The 20,036-nt window shown below is 72.3% G+C and carries 15 protein-coding genes and 1 pseudogene; 5 read left to right on the top strand and 11 right to left on the bottom strand.

Annotation, left to right across the window (positions count from 1 at the left end; translation table 11 throughout):
* Positions 1–194: 194 nt before the first annotated feature.
* From ACWGIF_RS17890 to fusA, 7 genes and pseudogenes are all read right to left on the bottom strand, one after another.
* On the bottom strand, positions 195–2,261 hold the full coding sequence (locus tag ACWGIF_RS17890; RefSeq protein ID WP_453498060.1) for an RICIN domain-containing protein: 2,067 nt from the start codon (positions 2,259–2,261) through the stop codon (positions 195–197).
* A gap of 795 nt (positions 2,262–3,056) precedes the next feature.
* Positions 3,057–3,422, bottom strand: a pseudogene (locus ACWGIF_RS17885) (GNAT family N-acetyltransferase); the annotation flags it as partial.
* Between the two features lie 10 nt (positions 3,423–3,432).
* Positions 3,433–3,960 carry a ferredoxin gene (locus ACWGIF_RS17880; protein ID WP_453498057.1) on the bottom strand — a complete coding sequence of 176 codons (528 nt, stop codon included), beginning with the start codon at positions 3,958–3,960 and terminating at the stop codon, positions 3,433–3,435.
* Positions 3,961–4,055: 95 nt separating this feature from the next.
* Positions 4,056–4,949 carry an RNA polymerase sigma factor SigJ gene (sigJ, locus tag ACWGIF_RS17875; protein WP_453498054.1) on the bottom strand — a complete coding sequence of 298 codons (894 nt, stop codon included), beginning with the start codon at positions 4,947–4,949 and terminating at the stop codon, positions 4,056–4,058.
* Positions 4,950–5,235: 286 nt separating this feature from the next.
* The gene (locus tag ACWGIF_RS17870) at positions 5,236–6,003 is read right to left on the bottom strand and encodes a polysaccharide deacetylase family protein (RefSeq protein WP_453498051.1); all 768 of its coding nucleotides are present in this window, start codon (positions 6,001–6,003) and stop codon (positions 5,236–5,238) included.
* A 248-nt stretch (positions 6,004–6,251) separates the two neighbouring features.
* On the bottom strand, positions 6,252–6,791 hold the full coding sequence (locus ACWGIF_RS17865) for an FABP family protein (protein WP_453498077.1): 540 nt from the start codon (positions 6,789–6,791) through the stop codon (positions 6,252–6,254).
* Between the two features lie 133 nt (positions 6,792–6,924).
* Positions 6,925–8,997 carry an elongation factor G gene (fusA, locus tag ACWGIF_RS17860; protein ID WP_453498049.1) on the bottom strand — a complete coding sequence of 691 codons (2,073 nt, stop codon included), beginning with the start codon at positions 8,995–8,997 and terminating at the stop codon, positions 6,925–6,927.
* A 788-nt stretch (positions 8,998–9,785) separates the two neighbouring features.
* Between fusA and ACWGIF_RS17855 the strand changes: the two genes are divergently transcribed.
* Both ACWGIF_RS17855 and ACWGIF_RS17850 read left to right on the top strand, forming a co-directional pair.
* Positions 9,786–10,661, top strand: coding sequence for a thermonuclease family protein (locus ACWGIF_RS17855; RefSeq protein ID WP_453498046.1), 876 nt, complete (start codon positions 9,786–9,788; stop codon positions 10,659–10,661).
* A 106-nt stretch (positions 10,662–10,767) separates the two neighbouring features.
* Entirely contained in the window at positions 10,768–11,079 is a 312-nt protein-coding gene (locus ACWGIF_RS17850) for an NIPSNAP family protein (RefSeq protein ID WP_453498043.1), read from the top strand.
* 22 nt (positions 11,080–11,101) lie between these two features.
* Here ACWGIF_RS17850 and ACWGIF_RS17845 read toward each other — a convergent pair whose 3' ends face one another.
* Together ACWGIF_RS17845 and ACWGIF_RS17840 are read right to left on the bottom strand one after the other, a co-directional pair.
* Positions 11,102–12,460, bottom strand: a complete 1,359-nt coding sequence (locus tag ACWGIF_RS17845) for a sensor histidine kinase (protein ID WP_453498074.1) — start codon at positions 12,458–12,460, stop codon at positions 11,102–11,104.
* An 85-nt stretch (positions 12,461–12,545) separates the two neighbouring features.
* On the bottom strand, positions 12,546–13,223 hold the full coding sequence (locus ACWGIF_RS17840) for a response regulator transcription factor (protein ID WP_453498040.1): 678 nt from the start codon (positions 13,221–13,223) through the stop codon (positions 12,546–12,548).
* Between the two features lie 135 nt (positions 13,224–13,358).
* Between ACWGIF_RS17840 and ACWGIF_RS17835 the strand changes: the two genes are divergently transcribed.
* Positions 13,359–13,961 carry a hypothetical protein gene (locus ACWGIF_RS17835; RefSeq protein ID WP_453498037.1) on the top strand — a complete coding sequence of 201 codons (603 nt, stop codon included), beginning with the start codon at positions 13,359–13,361 and terminating at the stop codon, positions 13,959–13,961.
* A 171-nt stretch (positions 13,962–14,132) separates the two neighbouring features.
* Here the strand turns inward: ACWGIF_RS17835 and ACWGIF_RS17830 are convergent, their stop codons facing one another.
* The gene (locus tag ACWGIF_RS17830; protein WP_453498034.1) at positions 14,133–16,040 is read right to left on the bottom strand and encodes a hypothetical protein; all 1,908 of its coding nucleotides are present in this window, start codon (positions 16,038–16,040) and stop codon (positions 14,133–14,135) included.
* A gap of 590 nt (positions 16,041–16,630) precedes the next feature.
* Here ACWGIF_RS17830 and ACWGIF_RS17825 point away from each other — a divergent pair.
* Together ACWGIF_RS17825 and ACWGIF_RS17820 are read left to right on the top strand one after the other, a co-directional pair.
* Complete coding sequence (locus tag ACWGIF_RS17825) at positions 16,631–17,209, top strand: RNA polymerase sigma factor (protein ID WP_453498031.1); 579 nt, start codon at positions 16,631–16,633, stop codon at positions 17,207–17,209.
* 872 nt (positions 17,210–18,081) lie between these two features.
* Positions 18,082–18,912 (top strand): IclR family transcriptional regulator domain-containing protein, encoded by an 831-nt coding sequence (locus ACWGIF_RS17820; RefSeq protein ID WP_453498071.1) that lies wholly within the window; start codon positions 18,082–18,084, stop codon positions 18,910–18,912.
* Between the two features lie 174 nt (positions 18,913–19,086).
* Here the strand turns inward: ACWGIF_RS17820 and nadE are convergent, their stop codons facing one another.
* Positions 19,087–19,917: an ammonia-dependent NAD(+) synthetase gene (nadE, locus tag ACWGIF_RS17815; protein ID WP_453498028.1), complete on the bottom strand. Its 831-nt coding sequence runs from the start codon at positions 19,915–19,917 to the stop codon at positions 19,087–19,089.
* Between the last annotated feature and the right edge of the window lie 119 nt (positions 19,918–20,036).

Genomic DNA, 20,036 nt, shown 5'->3' with positions numbered 1-20,036 from the left:
CCTGCCGCACGTTGGCTGAGTGTTTTGTAGTCTTCGGGTCGGGGGGGGCTGGCCGTGGCGGGGGCGGGCCCGGCGGGGCGCGCCGGCGGGCCGCGCCCCCCCCCGGGGTGGGGCGGGTTCACGGCGTGCCGACGTCACGACGCCGGGGCGTCTGCACGTCGGTGAGCCGGTGAGTCAGCGGGTCGCTGCAGTGCTCAGCCGGCCTTCTGGAGGGTCCAGGCCTGCGCCGCGCGGCCGTCCGCACGCTGGAGGTCGAGCAGCCAGTTCCCGTAGTAGGGGCGGTTGCTCACGGTGAGGGCGAAGCCGCCACCCGGGTCCGTGACCGTCACCGCGCCACCGCGGGAGGTCAGCCGCCAGGCCTGAGCCCCGTTGCCGTTGCTGCAGGGCTGCTGGGCGACCCACATGCCCGCTGCGGGCGTGCCGCCCGGCTGCAGGCACTTGCCGGAGACCGCGGACCGGATGCGGACCTGGCCGTTGCCGGCGTCGTCGAAGAACCACTGCTGCTGGGCGTACCCGTTGGTGCGGCCCCCGACGAGGACCGTGCCGTCGGCGGTGCGGCCGCCCCACAGCTCGGCGGCCATGCCGGTGCTGCCGTTGCCGAGCACGTACCGGGCGCCCGGCGTAGTCGCGCCGCCGCCCGCCCCCGTCGTACGGAAGGACGCGGCCTTGCCGGGTCCGCTGTCACGGCCGGAGCCGTCGCGGACGGAGACGGTGACCGTGTACGAGGTGTTGGGCTGCAGGTTGTAGATGCGCAGCACTTGGGACTGGACCCACGTCAGGTGCTTGCCGTTGAGCAGAACCTGGTACCAGGCGGCGCCCTCGACCTTGGGCCAGCTCACCACGACGGAGTCGGGCCGGATGTCGCCGGCCGTCGCGTCCGGGCCGCCGGTGGGCTTCTTCGTCGGCGTCGGCGTGGGCTTCTTGGTCGGGGTCGGCGTCGGGTTGGGGTTCGGACCGGGGTCGGTGTCGTTCCCGCCCTTCGTCCGCATCAGGAACTGGTTGTCGGCGATGTTCCAGTGCGTGGCCAGGTAGCTTCCGGCCTTGGGACTGGTGTGGAAGTAGTCGTCGTGGTTGCAGTCCAGGATGTTCTCGGACGCCTGGTTGGTGCAGACGTTGCGCATCTGCGGGTAGTACGGGGTGTCCGAGTAGCACATGACGTCGAACTCGTCGGTGCAGTGGGCGCCACGGCTGGTGTTCGGGGCGCTGTTGTTCACCGCGCCCAGGTTGTGGCCCAGTTCGTGCGCGGCGGTGTGGCCGCCCCAGCAGCCGGAGTCCGTACGGCCGTAGGACGGCCCGAAGTTGCTCTGGTTCGCCTGGCCGGGACGCTCGTCGCCGGCGAAGGTGCCGATGCCGCAGTAGACCTGGGAGTCGGCGAAGATCATGTACTTGCGGTCGCGACGGTCGAGCCCCTTGGCCGCGAGCGCGGAGTTGGTCGCGCTGAACTCGGCCAGTGCCGAGGCCGGGAGCTCGATGTTGAGCACGGTGGGGGTGCAGTCGGCAGCCGTCACATAGCGGATGTGGCGTACTCCGCCGGTCTCCTGGGCGCTCGCCGCGTAGATGAGGTCGGCGTCGGCCGCCCACTTGCGGAACGAGGCGACGTACTCGGAGTAGCGGTCCTTGCCGGGGGCGTGGACGTACACGACCTGCACGCGGTTGCCGGTGCTGCCGTCACCGTCGCACTGGACGGTCTGGCCCGCGGGACCCGCTGCGACGCCCTGGCCCGCGGTCGAAGCCGCCGGCTCGGGTGCGGTGGCCTTGGTGGCCGCGGCGTCGGCGGCGGGCGCGTCCTGAGGACGCCCGCCGTTCTCCTTGGTGGCCGGGTCCTCGGCAGCGGGTCGGGCCGGATCGGCCGCCGGAGCCGTCTCCTTGACGGCGGGTGCGACCTCCTTCGTTATGTCCACGCCCTTGGGCGGGGCGTCGGGGCCGTGGGTGCACAGACCTGTGTCGGTGCGGTAGACGCCGACGCACCGGTCGCCCTTGGGTGCGGCTTCGAGACCGTCGTAAACCATGCCGCGTGCGCCCTCGTTGGCGGGCGCGGCCGCGATCGGTTCCGGCTCCTGGTCCCGGGCGGGTGCGGAGGCCGGTGCAGCGGCCTCCGCGGCCTGAACGGGCGCCACCGCCTGGGCGCCGTCGCCGAGTCCGGAGTAGGCGATGCCTGCGGCGATCACCGCCGCCGCTGCCGTGGCGGCGGTGATGAGTATCAACCGCCGGGGTTTGCGGCGGTGGTCGGCGGTGGTACGCCGTCTGCGACGTCCTGTCATGGGCACCTCAAATCGTTGTCGGATGACTGGGTGCGCGGAAGCCTGCCAGACGAATGCCGGGGAGAATTCGGACAAAGGGGAGCGTGCTTCGAGAAATCATTCCGTTACCTGTCGCCCTGATTTGACGAACGCTCAATTCCCAGTGCACACAAGGCAGTTACGCGCGTCACACGGCAAAGGTCCAGTCCTTTACCGACGGGTTGTTATCAAATCGAGATAAGGCTGGCAGGTTTATTGACTGGAATTCAGTCAGGAATTCACCTAATTACTACCTGCCGAATTCCCTCCGTCACGACCGGTGAGGGAACGTTCGCATGCGCTGCCCCACCCGCCGGGATGGCCGCACTCTTCGTCGCGCGCCGGGTGTGCGCCGCCGATCTGACGCTGCATTCGCCTCGGCCGGGACGCGTCGCCTTCCTCGATCCGGGCGTTGACCGTCACGTCGCCGGTCATGTCGCCGGTCACGTCGGGGGCAATCGGACCCCCGGTGGATGAGGGTCTGGTGAAGGCGGCCGACCTCGACCCTCGACGTCGCCAGTCGGCGGCGTGGTGGTCGCAGGTGAGGTGTGAGGAGATACGCCGGCTCGACCGGGAGGGGTTGTCCACTGGGGGCGCGTTGGCTTCGGAGGTCATCCCGCGACGGGATCCCCCTCATCGAACGTCCGGGCCGAGTGGAACGCTCCACCGGCCCTCCACTGCCCCGGGCTTGACCCGCCCGGAGCTGTGAGGCATCCACCGTCTCGACGGCACCCGGTCCGAGCCGGGCGGGTCGACGGCGGGCGGCCCTGTAGTCCGTCAGGCCGCTGCGGGCCTGGGGAGCCGGTACACCACGCTCGGGCGCAGCGGTCCCTTGGGCACACTGAGGTCGTCGAAGTCTTCGGCCGGGTTGTGCGTCATGCCGATGCGTCGCATCACCGCCTGGGAGCGGAGGTTGGTGACCGTCGTCACCGCAAGGACTTCGGGCAGGGCGAGGGTTTCGAACCCGAAGGCCACAGCGGCCAGGGCGGCTTCGGTGGCGAAGCCGTGTCCCCAGGCCGAGCGGCCCAGCCGCCAGCCGGCCTCCACTCCCGTGAACGGCATGTCCTCATCCACCGGGTCCAGTCCCGCGAAGCCGATGAACCGGCCGGTGGCCGCCACCGCCACTGCCCACCAGCCCCAGCCCGCGGCGCCTCTAGAGCTGTGGCAGCAGGTCGTTCGGCGTCGCCGAGCGTCGTTCTTCGAGCCAGAAGAGATAAGCCCGCAGGTGCAGGGCCAGATCACCGTCGAGGTACGCGGCGTACTCGCGCGCGGCGGCGGCCGTGCCCTGCCCCGACTTCACGTCATCGGCCTCGAACCTGCTGCGCTGCATTGCGAGGTACTCCCGGATTCGGCCCCGGTCGCCCCACCACGCCCGGACCGCCATCGGCGTCCAGTGCACGTCACCGTCGCAGCCGTAGCCCATCATCGGATCGTCCTCGGCGGCATCGACCAGCCGCCGGAGCTCTTCCACCGTCCGCGGCTGACGATAGACGTACTCGGTGAAGTGCGCGGCTTCGTAGAGCACAAGTTCCGGTGCGTGGATCCGGCCGGTACCGCAGTTGTCGGTGTCGGCCCCGTAAAACGGGCCGGGGACGTTCAGCCACTTCCGGTCCGCCCACTCACCACGGAACGACCCGCGCGCGTCACCCAGCAGGGGCAAGGGATCGAAGTAGGTTGCCATAGCGGCAGAGTAGCCAGCGTATCCGAACGTACGGCCTGGGCCGGTCGCCCGTCGTGGCCTGTTCGGCGGGCTGCGGAACCACCGCTCGGTCCGGCTCAGCCGTCGAGTACGCGCAGGTCGAGGTGGGTGAGACGCTCGGGGTCCGTCAGGATGTCGAGCGCGGTGATCCTGCCGTCACGGACGGTGAACGCCATCACCGACACGGCCCGGCCCTCCGCCGTCGAGACCACTCCTGGAGTCCCGTTGACCAGCACCGGACGTGCGGTTTCGGCGAACCGGGCGAAGGTGATCGCCTGGGAGGCGACAGCGGCCGCACCGCGGCGGACCAGGGTGGGGCGCAGCGTCCCGCCGTCGGACCGGGCCACGACCTCGGGGTCGAGGACGGCGACGAGGGCCTCGAAGTCCCCGCCGCGTGAGGCGGCGAGGAAGGCGTCGACGACCTCGCGCAGGCGGCCCCGGTCGGCGTCCGGCGTGGGAGCCACGCCCTGGACGCGGCGGCGGGCACGGCTGGCGAGCTGCCGGGTCGTTGCGGCGCTGCGCCCGAGGACGGGCGCGACCTCGTCGAAGGGCACGGCGAACAGGTCGTGCAGTACGAAGGCCAGGCGCTCGGCGGGGGTGAGGGTCTCCAGTACGACCATGAGGGCCATGCCGACCGAGTCGGCCAGGAGTATCTCCTGTTCGGGGTCGAGACCGTCCGCGCGGCTGACGACCGGATCGGGCAGCCGGACCTGCCCGTCCTGGTCGTGCAGCGGATCCTCGCGCCGCGTGGTGCGCGAGCGCAGCATGTCCAGGCACACCCGGCCGACCACGGTGGTCAGCCAGCCGCCCAGGTTCTCCACCGCGGCGGCGTCGGAGCGGCTCAGCTTGAGCCAGGCCTCCTGCACGGCGTCCTCCGCCTCGCTGAGCGAGCCCAGCATCCGGTAGGCCACCGCCCGCAGGCGTGGGCGGTGCTCCTCGAAGTGCTGCGCCAGAACGTCTTTCCCGCTCACTCGTCACATCCCCCTGTGGTGATCAGTCGGTTCAGAGACGGACGATAACCGAGCCTTCCAACCAACGGTAAAAGAACGGCAGTTGGGCCGCCGAACGGACGAGGCGATTCCGCGGTCGATCGGACAGCCGGGGATCGGTGGCCGGAGGAGAAGCAGAGGCGGAGTTCAGTGGAGCACCGGTATCCGCCGGGGCGCAGGATGCGCCTGCCGGCGGGTGGGTTCGCCGGGCGTCTCTTCGTGCAAGCCCTGCAGCGTGGGGCGGAGGCACGGCCGCGGCCTACCGGGATCACTCCGAGAGGAATCGGCGCAGGTCGATGATCTCGTAGCCGTCGGCCTGCGCGGCGTCGATGATCAGCGGGAGGGCGTCGGCGTCGAGGACGACGCCGTCGCCGTTGCTGCCGACGTGCATCTGGATGATCGCTCCGGGGGTGAGGGCGTCGACGGCCCGCCCGACCGCCTTCTCCACGCTCATGCCACCCCGGGGACCGAGGTAGCCGTTGGTGTCGGCGGTGAACTCGATGGCCGCGTAGCCCAGCTCGTTGACGTCGGCCACGGACTGCCGCGTGGTGGAGCTGTAGGGGAAACGGAAGAAGGGCAGGGGCTCGGCCCCGGACGCCTTCCGGATCGCCGCATCCGCGCGGCGCACTTCGTCCGCCCGCTCCGCCGTGCTGAGCTCGCCGAAGTAGGGATGGCTGTAGGAGTGGTTGCCGAGTCCGTGCGCGGCGCCGATGGCGCGCACCGCCGCCGGGTGGGCCTCCGCGAAGCCGCCGGTCGGGAAGAAGGTGGCGGGCAGCTTCCGCCGCCGCAGTTCGGCCAGCACGGTGTCGATCCCGGCTTCGTCCCACGCGGCGTTGAAGGTGAGCGCCACGACGTTGCGGGACGTGGGCAGGCGGCGGATCTCGCTGCCGAGCAGCGAGGCCGGCGGGCGCGGACCCGCGCGAGGGGCACCGGCGGCTGCCCGCGCCGTGCGCGGCGGGGCGGCGGCCGCGCCGGAGCAGGGTACGAGCCCCACGGCCAGCAGCGCCGCCAAGGCGGTACGTCGTCCCACCACCATGACCCCTCCCTCGGCCTCGGCGCCGCCGTCGCCGGCCCGACTCGACTCGACTATGCGATGACGGCGGCCGGAGCGCACGCAGCCCGTGCCGGGCACCTGGGTGAACTCGCCGATGAGGCCCGCGCAGGAGGAAGGCCGATGTGTGAGGGCGATGGGACGAGGCCGAAGTGACGAGGCCTATGTGACGAAGGCCGAAGCGACGAAGGCCGACAAGGGGCTGCCGCCGAGGGTGGCGGGGCGGCGACCGTTCAGGGACGCAGACGCAGGTGCGTCGTGAGGTGGTGTTGCAGCGGCTGACCCACCGCGGCCATGTCATGAACGACCGTCATCTCCCCGGCCCGGACGGTGTAGCGGCGCCGCGTGCCGGTGACCTCCTTGGCCAGCGGGGTCAGCGCCACGTCCTTCGTCTCGATCTCGATCTCCGCACCGGACACCTGCCCGACGTACGTCTCGACGATGCCGGTGGGGTGGGCGAGCACGACCTCCAAGGAGGCGTCGGGAGTCACCCGCCACCACCCCGCCTCGCGCCCCGCCGGGCGCACCGGGGCCCCGGAGCCGTCGATCAGCCACGCGCGCGCCTCGTAGCGAAGGAAGGGGCGCCCGTCGTGGCTGAAGGTGATCTCCTGCTCGTACCGGAAGTCCTTCTCGAGCGTCGGGTACTCGCCCTGCCCCCGGCCGTGCCAGCGCCCCAGCAGCGGCAGCACGGGCCGCAGCAGGGGATGCGGTTCGGGGCCCTCACCGAGGATGTGGCTGTCAGGGTAGGGATTCTCCTGCACCGACTCGAACATGCTCACCCTGCCTGTCTGCGGATCCCCCGGGATCCGCAGCCTAGCGCGCCCGCGGAGAACACGGTCCGCGCGAGCCCGCCCCGCCCCCGCTCAGGGGACGGGGCAGGCCGTTACGGCGCGGCGCGCCGCCGGGTCACCGGGCCGCCAGGGCGCCCGCGACCGAGGCCGGTACCGGCGCCAGACCGGCCGGCCGCGTGGTGAAGGTGCCCCGGCCCTGGGTCCGGCCGCGCAGCCGCGACGCGTAGCCGAACAGCTCGGCCAGCGGCACGGCTGCCGTGATCACCGCGGTCCCTGCCTCGGCCGTGGACCCGGAGACCCGGCCGCGGCGGGCAGCGAGATCACCCAGCACGCCCCCGACGCCGTCCTCCGGGACCGTCACCGTGACCTCCACGACCGACTCCAGGAGCTCGACGGCGCACTGGCGCAGCGCCTCGCGCAGTGCGAACCGGCCCGCCGCACGGAACGCCATCTCCGAGGAGTCCTTGGAGTGGGTCGCCCCGTCGGTGAGCGTGACCCGCAGCCCCGTCACCGGGAACCCGCCGAGCGGCCCCTCGGCCAGGGCGTCCCGGCAGCCGGCCTCCACGGCGCGCGCGTACTCCTGCGGCACGCGGCCGCCGACGACCGTCGACCGGAACGCGAAGGACGCCTCCTCCAGCGGTTCGACGTCGAGGACGACGTGCGCGAACTGGCCCGCACCCCCATCCTGCTTGACGTGCCGGTAGACCAGGCCGCTCACCCCGCGCACGACCGTCTCCCGGTAGGAGACCTGCGGCCGGCCGACGACGACCTCCACCCCGTGGCCGCTGCGGATCTTCTCCACCGCGACCTCCAGATGCAGTTCGCCCATCCCCGACAGCACGGTCTGACTGGTTTCGGCGTCCGACCGCACCACCAGCGACGGGTCCTCCTCGACGAGTCGCGCCAGAGCGGACGAAAGCCGGCCGGTGTCGCCGCTGCGACGGGCCTCGACCGCCACCGACACCACCGGTTCGGCCACCGAGGGCGGTTCGAGCACCAGCGGCGCCTCCGGCGTGCACAGGGTCGTGCCCGCCCGGGCGGCCTTCAGCCCGACCACGGCGACGATGTCACCGGCCACCGCCTCCTCCCGTTCCTCGTGCCGGTCGGCCTGGACCCGCAGGATCCGGCCGACCCGCTCCGTACGGCCCGTGGCCGCATCCAGGACGGTCGCACCCTTCCTCAGGGTGCCCGCGTAGACCCGCAGGTAGGTGAGCCGCCCGGTCGCCGTCGCCGTCACCTTGAAGGCGAGGGCCGCGAACGGCTCCGCCGGATCGGGGGCGCGCTCCTGCTCCGCGCCGTCCGCCATCCCCCGTACGGGCGGCATGTCGGCGGGCGACGGCAGGTACGCCAGGACGGCGTCGAGCAGCGGCTCGATCCCGCGGTTGCGGTAGGCCGAGCCGCACAGCACCACGACGCCGTCCCCACGGAGGGTCAGCTCCCGCAGGGCGCGGGCCAGGGTCTCCTCGGCCAGCGCCGACGTCGCGCAGAACTCCTCCAGGGCGTCGGCGTGCAGTTCCGCCACCGTCTCCTCCAGGAGCCGGCGCCGTCGCTGCGCCTCCTCGCGCAGCGGCCCGGGGACGGGCCCCTCCTCGTAGGTGTCGGCGCCGGCGTGCCAGCGCAGCGCGCGCATCCGCAGCAGGTCGACGACGCCGGTGAACGAGTCCTCCGATCCGATGGGCAGCTGGACCACCAGGGGGACGGCGCCGAGGCGGTCGCGGATCGACGCGACCGCCGTGTCGAGGTCGGCGCCCGCCCGGTCGAGCTTGTTGACGAACGCGATCCGCGGCACACCGTGCCGGTCCGCCTGCCGCCACACCGTCTCGCTCTGCGGCTCGACCCCGGCGACGGCGTCGAACACCGCGACCGCCCCGTCCAGCACCCGCAGGGAACGCTCGACCTCGTCGGAGAAGTCGACGTGTCCCGGGGTGTCGATCAGGTTGACGCGATGTCCGCCCCACGTGCAGCTGACGGCCGCGGCGAAGATGGTGATGCCGCGATCGCGTTCCTGGGCGTCGAAGTCGGTGACGGTCGTGCCGTTGTGCACCTCGCCCCGCTTGTGGATGGCGCCGGTCGCGAACAGGATGCGCTCGGTGATCGTGGTCTTGCCGGCGTCGACGTGGGCAAGGATGCCCAGATTGCGGACGGCGGCAGGGGAAGTGGTGGTGAAGGGTCGCCGGTTGGCGCGCATGGCCCGAGGCCTTTCGAGTGATGAGAGAAAGGGGCGGCGCGATTCCCCGGACGGCACCCTCGGTCCCGCGGGCAGCCGCAGCGACACCGCCGCCGGCCGGCGCGGAACAGGTCCGGGCAGGTGGCGTACGGGGAGCAACGGCAAGCGGACGGAACCTAAAGGTGCGTCACGGGCATACGGTGACGGCCGCGCAGCCGGCACCGCGCGCTGCGAGACACCGGGATCACGTCGTACCGGGACGGGGGAGCGAAGGCGGCGGTGCGGTGCATGCACATGGCGCGGCTCCCCTTCTCTTCACTCGGCATGAGGCGCGCGGTGCCCTGTCGGCAGCGCGCACGGCGAGTCTAGAGAAGCGGGTTGCTCGCCGTCACCGGATTATCCGGGGGTGGGCCATGTGGCTGCGCCACGAAGCGCGGTGCGGGGTGGCTGCGCCAGGGCGCTGAGCCACCGTGGGCCACCCGTCCGGCGGCGAAGACGGCCGTGGCCGACGAAGACACCCGGTGGGTCGGGGAACGGAGTGGGGGCCCCGACGGGAGGGCGCACGGCCGACTCCGGCGCCTCCTTCGCACGTGCGCTTCCGCCTTGCGATCGTCGTGAAGGCCGTGGTGGACGCCGGGATGACCTAACTCCACTTGAATGGGCGGTAGTTGTCAGCCGGTCAAGGAGTCGTCGGGGGCCGTCACGGCGATCGCCGGTCGGCGCGCCGTCCGACGGTGACCACGGTGACGTGTACGGTGAGTGACCACCTGCTACTGAAAGTGATCGCCCCGACGTCGCTGGGAGTCGCCATGTCCATGTTGCTGATCAGAGGGTCGTTCCGCGTCAACGGCGGTTCCAAGCCGGACGGCGACACCATCCCGTTCATCCCGGACAACGTGGAGGACTGGAAGCTCGTGCCGGGGTGCACCGGGATCCGGCCCAAGGCGGACGGCCGTGCCGGCGTGCGTCTGGAAGGCGTCGACACGCTGGAGACCCACTACACCAACGGCAGCTACGGACCGGAGCGGCACCAGCCGCTGAAGCTCGCGCACAAGGCCGCCGACGCGTTGCTGAACTGGCTCGGCTTCATCAGCATCGAGCGGCACTCGGACGAGTGCGTGACCACCACCCCCGACAGCGTTCCGGGCTTCATCCTCACCCGTGGCGCCGACGCCTACGGCCGCTGTGTGGCCCTGGTCGGCCGCCGGACCCCGCCCGCGTACAGCGGCTACGAGATCGGCGTCGGCGAGGATCTGCTGAAGAAGACCGTCAACCACCACCTCCTCTCGAACGGCCTGGCCTACCCGGCCTTCTACGCCGGCCTGCCCGCCCACCTGCGCGAAGTCCTCAAGGCCGCAGCCCTGTCGGCGCGGGCCGCCTCCAAGGGAGTGTGGGCCGAGGACGTGACCGTCAAGGGTGCGAAGATCACCGACATCTCCTCGATCACGGACGATGCGGTGATCCTCCCCAAGCTGTTCCGCCGGCTGAAGGACTACCTGGACTTCGACCCCGCCTACGCGTCCCTGGCCGGATTCCCCGCCTTCCTGGCGGGCGCCGCCGACCAGTTCCGCATCCTTCCGGACGACGACCTCATCACCGGCCTGCACCGCGTGGTGGAGATCACCAACGGCCACACCCTGCGGATGACGCACCCCTGCGAAGAGATCCTCTTCGACGAGAAGTGAGGGCGCACGAGTAGCCCCGGCCACGGCTCGTGCCGTGCCCCCCGGAAAACTCCCTCAGCAACGGGCGCCGAGTGGATCCTGGAGCGGCGCACGGCATGATGTGGGCGTGATCACCATTCATCTGAAGTACGAGATCGACCCCGACAGGCTCGAGGACTTCGAGGAGTACGGGCGGCGCTGGGTCAAGCTCGTCAACGGCTTCGGCGGTACCCATCACGGCTACTTCCTGCCGAGTGAGGGCGACAGCGACATCGCCTACGCCCTCTTCTCCTTCCCCAGCTTCGCCGCCTACGAGCAGTACCGCACGGACAGCATGTCGGATCCGGAATGCCAGGCTGCGTTCGAGCTCGCCCGTCGCACCCGGTGCATCAAGCGGTACGAACGCCGCTTCCTCCGGCCGCTCGACACCACCCCCTAGGCAGGGCTCACCCGAACCGTCGTCAGGGCTGATGCGTCGTCGGCAACCGGAGTACCAGTCGGGCGCCTCGTGCGGAGTCCTCGGCCGTCAGCGTTCCGCCGTGGTGAGTGCTCAGGTCGCGGGCGATGGCGAGGCCCAGCCCGGCTCCGCCGTGGTCACGGCTGCGCGAGTCGTCGAGGCGGGTGAAGCGCTCGAAGATCCGCTCCCGGTCGGCCGCGGGGACGCCGGGCCCGTCGTCGGCGACCTCCAGCACGGCGACGCGCTGCCGTGGACCGCCCGTGGCCCGCAGGGTGACGTCCACGCGCCGGTCGGCGTAGCGCTGTGCGTTGTCGACGAGGTTGGTGACGACGCGGCCCAGCCACAGTGCGTTCGCGGTGACCTCGACACCGGGGTCGAGCCGCACGCGCACGGGGACCCGGTCACCGAGGCGGGTGTCCACCACCTCGCGTACCAGGGCGGTGAGGTCCAGCGGCTGGGCCGTCACCGGCTGGGCCGCGTCGATGCGGGCGAGCAGCAGCAGGTCGGCAGCGAGGTGCTGAAGGCGTTCGATGTCCTCGAGGGCCCCGCCGATCAGCTCGGGCCACAGTTCCGGGTCCCGGACGGCGAGGGCGACCTCCAACTGCGTGCGCAGGACGGTGATGGGGCTGCGCAGTTCATGGGAGGCGTCGGCGATGAACTGCCGCTGGCGCATGCCCGACGCCTCCAGCCGGTCCAGGGTGGCGTTCATGGTCTCGGCGAGGCGGGCGACCTCGTCGCGGGTGGCCGGCACCGGCACCCGGCGGTGCAGGTCGCGGTCGGAGATCGCGGCGACCTCGGCGCGGATCTCCTCCACCGGCCTCAGCGCGTGGCCGGTGACCCGCCAGGTCACGAGGGCGACGGTGGCCAGCAGCAGGGGCATGCCGATGACGAGGGCGGCGGTGGTGGTGTCGTCGGCCGCGTCCACCTCACGCAGCGAGGCACCGGCGTAGACGGTGGCCATGCCGTCCGGCGTGTCGGTGATGACCTGGACGACCCGCTGGCGGTGCTCGCCGTCGAGCGGGCGGACGTTCCAGGTGTGGGAGCGGGCCGCGGGCGCCCCCGGGCCGGCCGGCGGGAGGGCGGGCACGCCGGGCAGGTTCGGGCTGGCGAACAGGATGCGCCCGTCGGCGCTCACCACCTGGACGAACTCGACCCCGCGGGCCGGCAGACGGGCACGGCCCAGCTTCCCGGTGGCGGCGAGCTGGGCCACGGTCTCGGCCTGCCGCCGGGCGTCCTTCTCCGCGTTGTGGAGCAGGTTGGCCTCCAGCAGTCCGAGCAGCGCGAACGAGGCGAGGGCCAGGGCGGCAGCCACCACGACGCTCGCACCCACGGTGGCCCGCGCCCGCACGGTGGTGGGCCACATCCGGCGCAGAGCCGGCCACCGGTGGAGGGCCGCGCCGGCGAGCGCCCCGAAGGCGGCGCCGGTACGACGGTGGAGGCGGACGCGCTCAGCCACCGTCGGCCGCCAGCCGGTACCCGGCGCCGCGTACGGTCTCCAGCGCGGCGCGGCCGAACGGGGCGTCGATCTTGCGGCGAACGGCGCTGACGTGGACCTCGACCACATTGGGATCGCCGTCGAAGGCGCTGTCCCACACCTGCTCCAGGATGTCCCGTTTGGGCACCACCTCGCCCGAGCGCCGGGCCAGGTACTCCAGGACCGCGAACTCCCGTGCGGTCAGCCGGATCTCCGTTCCGCCGCGGGAGCAGGAGTGCCGGGCGGGGTCGAGCAGCAGGTCGCCGAACTGCAACACCTGGGGGCGACGGCGGCCCGTACGGCGTCCGAGCGCGCGCAGCCGGGCGACCAGGACGAGATAGGAGAACGGCTTGGACAGGAAGTCGTCGGCGCCGGTGTCCAGGGCCTCCGCCTCGTCGTACTCGCCGTCCTTCGCCGTGAGCATCAGTATCCCCGACTCGTTGCCGGCCGCGCGCAGCTTCGCGCAGAGCCGGTAGCCGTTCAGACCGGGCAGCATGATGTCGAGCACGATGAGGTCGTAGTCGTGCTCGGTGGCCATCCACAGGCCCTGGGGCCCGTCGAGGGCCACGTCCACCGAGAAGCCCTCCGACTGCAGCCCTCGCTGCAGGGCCACCGCCAGTCGCCGTTCGTCCTCCACCACCAGTACGCGCATGCCCGACAGCATCTCAGGACCACTGCACGGTCGGCTGAAGAGGTCTTCAGGTGGCTTCAGCGGGGCTTCAGGTTCCGCTCAGCATGCTCTGCAATGAGCCGAGCACAACGCCCGGTTGTCCTGAGGAGTGCCTGTATGTCTGATTCTGTCCCGCCGACCGAGCAGCCCGAGAAGAGCCCCGAGGCCGGATCCCCCAAGCGCGCGGCCCTGGGCCGCCTGGTACCCCGCGGCAAGCGCGCCCGCTGGGTGGCGGCCGGCGCGGCCGTGGTGGTCGTGGGCGGTGGACTGGCGGTGGTGGCCGTGGCCGACCACCACCACGACCACCAGCGCGCGGACCGGGGCCCGCACATCGTCTGGGCCGAACCCGGCGACAAGGGCGGCTTCAAGCGCGGGCCCCAGGCTGCGGAACCGCCCCACGACCGCAAGCAGGCAGACCGCCCCGGTCAGATGGGGCCCAAGCTGCGCGAGGAGCTCGGCGGGCCCGCCGGACCCGGCGAGCCGGGGGGACTGCGCAAGGCGGCGCCCGCGCCCCTGCCCTCCCTGGCCATCGGAGATGCCGCCGATAAGGCTGCCGCCGCGGTGACGGGCGGGAAAGTGGAGAGCCTGCGCGTGGTCGGGCAGGAGGGCGGTGGCAGTGCCTGGCTGGCCGTGGTCCTCGGACCGGACGGTGTCCGGCACGCGGTCACCGTGTCCGGCACGGACGGCACGGTCACCAGTAACACCGCCATCGGCCGGTAGCCGCACGGGCCACGGGGCGGCGGTGCGGCGGCGGTGCGGCGGGGCCAGGGGCGGCGGTGCGGCGGGACGGCGTGCGGCCCGGCGCCTACGGCGTCATGGCCCCGCCCCCGATGCCCGGCGCCCCGCCGAGCTGCCCCTGCCACCACTCCTCCCCCGAGGTGCCCGGCGACGCTAACCCGAGGTGCCAGGCGACGCTGCGCCCGTCCGCGTCGGAGGGGTGGGCTGCGCAGAGCCCTGGAGGGCCAGCGCCGTCAGCACGACCAGTGAGTTCGTCCAGCCCAGTGGCGCGACCGAGGACGGCAGACCGGCTCCGTTCACGGTTTCGGGCAGCTCCCCCAGACCGTTCCGCTTGGACAGCACCCAGTCGAGCACCCTGCCGGCCTTCGCCTGCTCACCCGTACCCGCCCAGGCGAGGGCGAAGAAGGAGGTGCTGGCCGTCCAGGCGTACGATCCCCAGCTGAAAGCGGGGTCGTTGCCGGGCGAGACGCCGCCGTTGGGCAGCAGCAGCGCCCGGTAGGTGGAGTCCAGCGCCTCGCCGAGACCGGGCGGGGCCGCGTTGAACGGAGGGGCCATGAACGCCACCGCGCTGTCCCGGCCGTGCTTGCCGTCGACGGTCCGCTGGTACCCCAGCGGGGCGAAGGCGGCGGCGATCCCGGCGGACAGCCGCCGCGCCGCGTCGGCCCAGCGCTCCGCGTCCCCGTCCGCGCCCAGCCGGGCGGCCAGGTCGGCCGAGGCGTTGAGTCCGGCCAGCAGGGGAGCGGCGGTACCGATGTTCGCGGTCGTCGTGTCCAGCTCCCAGTAGTCCGGTGACGCCGGAGGCAGTCCGTCCGGCCCGAGGGACCGCGCGGCGTGGTCGGCCGCCTTCCGTACCATCGGGTAGAGCTCGCGCAGCCGTTGGTTCCGCTCTGCGGAAGGCGCCGCCTGGTACCACTGCCACGTGGCCCAGGGCACCCAGCCGTTGCCGTCCAGCTGCCACTTCCGCCCGTCCGGCGGTCCGCTGCCGTCCAGCTTGGTACGGGCCTCCCACGTACCGTCGGCCCGCTGGGTACGGGCGTCGTAGCCCAGGATCCGGTACGCCTCCTCGTCGTGCCCGGTGGCGGCGAACGCGGCCGCGGCGAAGGCGCCGTCCCGGGGCCAGGAGTACTCCCAGGGCGGCGACCACCCCGCGGCGAACGCGCCGTTGGGCTTCAGCAGCGCCCGCATCGACAGCAGGGAGCGCTGCGCCGCGTCCCGGTGCCGGGCGGTCGCGCCCGGCACCCGGCCCGCGGCCAGCCACGCGCGGCTCTCCTCGGCCTGCGCCAGCGCGCCCGGGTCGTCCGCCGCGACCACGACCGACGCCGAGGCCCCGTCGGGCAGGTACCGCAACCGGCCGGAGGGCAGGCGCAGCACGTTGCTCCCCTCCATGTAGGAGGCGCCCACGGCGAAGGAGGGCAGGACCGCCTCGGTATCGCCGACCCGGTTGGCCAGCAGGCCCGACGTACGGGCTGCGAGTGCGGAAGCGGGTACGTAGCAGGGTTCGGTCTCCCCGCAGCGCTCACTGCCGGCGGGATTGACGTGGAAGGCCAGCCGGGAGTCGTCGGCGTGCCAGCCACCCCAGTACGCCCGGTCGTAGTTCCAGCTGGCCGGCGAGCCGGGCACGGCCTGGCGCGTGCCGTACCAGGCGACCGGCCCCTTCTCCGCGGTGGTCGCCTGCACGAACAGGTAGTAGGTGGCGCCCGCGGTGACGGAGGCGCTGACCGGGAACTCGACCCAGCCGGCCCCGGCACCACCCAGGGCGGCGAGGTCCAGGGTCTTCGAGGCGATCACCGACCCCGCGTCCGCGCGCACCCGGCGGACCTGGGCGGTCACGGTGCCCGTCGACGCGCCGCTGCCCAGCCAGACGCTCACCCGGGAGAGCCGGGTGCCGTCCACCGTGAACGCCTGGGCCGCCGCGTTGTTCGTGGACTTCACGCTGAACAGCGCGGTCTCGTGGCGGACCTGCCCCTCGTACGGCACGGCGCCGGCGGTGTCCGGCAGCGCGGCGGGAACACCGGTCAGTGCCAACGAGAGCAGGGCGGGCAGGGTCCTCGCGAACGCCATGCGGATCAGGCCCTTCCAGTGAGACGGGCGCGCGGGGCGGGAAGTGCCGGGGCGCCGAATGCTGGACCCACCATGCAGGCATCCGGACGGGCGGGTGGGGGAGTCGGGTCGTGTGCCACCGGATGGGGCCGTATCGACATCCGATCGTGTGACGGAAACAGTGGCGTCGGCCGAGGCCGTGATCGAGGGTCTCACCGGGGCGCGCGGGGCTCCTCGGGCAGGTTCACGCAACCGTCGGCGGGGGCCGGGCCGGCCGGGGAGGCCGTTGAGCCGGGGGCGTGCGCGGGCGGACTGGGGCGCGCAGCGAAGCGGATGCGCTTCCTTTCGAAGATTTCCGGAGACCGGCTTGCACGATCGGGTTCGTTTTCCGATGGGGTGGTGAGTGGGAGCGCTTGGCGCTCCGCGGCTGCTGGTCCGGGGGCAGGCATGCCGCTTGCACACTCCACTTGGAAGGTTTCCACCGACGTGAATGTTGCCGAGATGGTCCCCCTCGCGCCGTTAGTCGCCACCGCGGTCCGTTTGCCCGTCATCCGTATCCGTGACGTCCCCGCCGCCCCGGCGCGCGGCGGCGAACAGCTGTGGGGGAGCGTATGAGTGACGGCGAATTCGATCCATCGGGGGACCAGGCGGTCTCCAGCGAGCTGGCCGGCGTCCTGCCGGTGGAGTTCACCGCTTTCCACTCCCAGCAGCATCGCGCCTACCTGCGCTATGCCCACCTGCAGCTCGGGAACCCCAAGGACGCCGAAGAGGTCGTCGACGACGTGTTCACCTTCCTACTGAAGGTGTGGCGCCAGGCGCTGAAGGAGGCGAGCCTCCACGGCTTCGCCTGGGCGGTGCTGCGCGAGCACGTCGAGAGGAGACTGGCTGTTCTGGGCCGGCAGGTGGCGATGGTGGAGACCGCGTGGTTCGCCGCGCTGCGCCGTTCCTCCAGAGAACGGCTGGAGTTGCTGGAGTCGAAGCTCGGGCTGTACGCGGCCATCGCAGGCCTGTCCGAGCGGCAGTACGACGTGGTGTTGCTGGCCTTCCTCCTGGGCAACGACTCCGACACGGTCGCCCGGATGATGGGGATCACCCCCGCGACGGTCCGCTCGCACATCCGCGGCGCACGCCGAACCCTGTCCCGCAAGCTCGGGGTGGACTGGATCCCCGGAGAGGAGAAGGACCAGTGAGCGACATGCCCTGCAACCGAGACATGCCGCTGTGTGAACTGGACGCGGCCCTGGAGGACGCGACGGTGCTCGCGGAGGAGTACGCCGGATACGACGAGGGCGCCGCCCGGCGCCGGATCGCCCGCCGGATCGTCGCCGACCGCGCCCGCTCGGCGAGGGGAACCACCTGCGGCGCAGCCGTACCTGCGCGGCGGCAGGCGGGCGGGTCCGCAGCGACCGACGACCTGGTCCTGGACGCCGCCTGCCATGTACGGGCCGCCCGCGGCCTGGACGACCTCACCTGGTCGCTCGTGGAGAGCCGGTCCTTCGCCGAACTCGCCCTGGACGCCGACTCCTGGCCCCACGGTGTGGATTCGGCGCTGCTGTTCGGCTGTCTGCTCCACCTGGCCGACCGGATGGAGGGCGCGCAGTTCTGGTTCCAGTACGCGGCGGGCGCGGGCTCGCAGACCGCCGCCCGCTGCCTCTACCTCCACCACCTGTCCCGCGCCGAGGTCGCGACCGCCCGCTACTGGAAACGTCAGGCCATGACGCTGCCCCCCGACGAGCACCTGCCGCCTCTGCCGCCGATCCCGGAACGCCTCGAAGAAGCCCTCGGGGCCTCGGTCATCTGGACGTCCCCGCCCATCACCACCCAGGACCTCACCGCTCTCACCGGCGGCCCGGGCGGCGCCGGGCGCCCGCCGCTGCGCCTCCCCGCGCGACTGCGCCAGGCCCTCATGGCGCGACCCCGCAGGGAACACCCCGACCTGGGGGAGGTCTTCACCCCCGGTCCGCAGGTCGCGGTCGCCGTCGCGCAGAACGCACGGCTCAACCCGCTGTACCTGACGGACGAGGCGAAAGCATGGGCCCTCGAAGCGCTCAAGCAGCCTCACCTGACGCACGCCGCCCGCAAGTCGCCCGAAGGACGTCCGGCGCCCGCCGCGCTGGAATCCGTCCACCAGGCACTGCGCGTCCTGGAGGTCATCAACCGCTACTCGGGCGGTGTGAACCTGACGCAGATCGCCCGCGAGACCCGACTGCCGCAACTGGTCCTCGCCCGGGCCGTGGAGCAGCTGATCCGTGCCAACCTCGCCACACCGATCGGACCGGACGCGTACGTCGCCGGCAACGCGCTCCTGCCGGCCGAATCGGCGAACGGAGAGGGACGCGGGCACCTGCGCGAAACCCTCGCGTGGGTGAGAGACGCGGTCGGCGCCGCCGTCTACATCGCCCGCTACACCGACGGCGAGGTCTCCATCACCCAGTACGCCGACGGCCCTGCCACACCGGTCGTCGACGAATGGATCGACTTCCGCGCCGCCGCCCACGCCTCCGCGGTGGGCAAGGCGCTGCTGACCCAGCTCGACTACGACGACCGGAAGGACCACCTGGCCCGCCACCGGCTCACCCGCTTCACCACCCACACCCTGACCAGCCAGCAGTCCCTCTTCCACCAGCTCGACACCCGCCCGCCCAACGCCCCGCTCCTCGACCTCCAGGAGTACGCGCTCGGCACGGTGTGCGCGGCGGTGCCGATCACCGCGGGCTCGAACCCGGAATGCTTGGCGCTGTCCATCCCCGTCCCCGACCCCGGCCGGTTGAAGCAGGCCGCCCGGATCCTGCAGAGCGAGGCGGCCGCGGTCTTACTCGCTCTGATCGTCGCAGGCAGTACCCGACCCAGGGCACGCACGCCGGAGAACACGATCCTGTCCATCACCGCCTAGACCGGCCGGCCCCGCTCCGGCAGCCGCCCCGAAAGTCCGTTCGCGATGACCAGGCCCGCCGGGCGTGCCCTCTGCGCCCGGCGGGCCTGGTCGGGGGCGTCTGCCCGGGAGGGGACGCGCAAGGTGTGCCCGGGCCCGAGCGTCGGCCCGGCTCGAACCGGCCCGATGGCCGACTCAGGGGGCGATCGGCAGTTGTCGCTTGTGCTCGGTGAGCCGGTAACGGCGGACGATGGCCCCGAGGGCGGCCTCCTCGACCGGCTTCCCCTCGAGGAAGTCGTCGATGTCCTCGTAGGTGACGCCGAGCGCATCCTCGTCGGGCAGGCCCGGCTTCAGCGTCTCCAGATCCGCGGTCGGCGTCTTGTGAACGAGCGTGGACGGCGCGCCCAGAGCCTGCGCCAGGGCCCGTACGCGCCGCTTCGTGAGGCCCGTGAGCGGCACCACATCGGCCGCGCCGTCGCCGAACTTGGTGAAGAAGCCGGAGACCGCCTCGGCGGCGTGGTCGGTGCCCACCACCAGACCCTCGTGCGCGCCCGCCACCGCGTACTGGGCGATCATGCGCTGCCGAGCCTTGATGTTGCCGTGCACGAAGTCCTGGTGATGCGCGTCACGGAACACCGTTCCACCGGCCAGCACCGCGTCCAGCGCGCCGTCGCTGGCGGATTTCACATCGACCGTCAGGACCCGGTCGGGCCGGATGAACTCCAGCGCCAGCTGTGCGTCCTTCTCGTCGGCCTGGGCGCCGTACGGGAGCCTCATCGCGAAGAACGTCGCGTCCTGCCCGGCGGCCCGCACGCGCTCGACCGCGAGCTGGCACAGCCGACCCGCGGTCGTGGAGTCCACGCCGCCGCTGATGCCCAGGACCAGCGAGCGCAGCCCCGTGGAGGTCAGCCGGCCGGCGAGGAAGGCCACCCGGCGCTCGATCTCCTGCTGTACGTCGAAGGACGCGCTCACTTGGAGATCCCGGGCGATCTCCTGCTGCAGGGATATGGACGCCAGGTCGGTCACAGCTGCTCCTCGGTCGGGCGCGATGGGATCGGCACGGGCCGCGGGGCCGGGGCCACGGGCGCGTACAGGGACGGAAGCACTCTAGAGGAAGCCTCCGAAGCCCTGATCAGGGCATGTGG

This window comes from Streptomyces sp. NPDC054849 (genome assembly GCF_053610945.1).
Note: the sequence above shows the minus strand (reverse complement) of the source record. Positions and strands in the feature narration are given on the sequence as shown.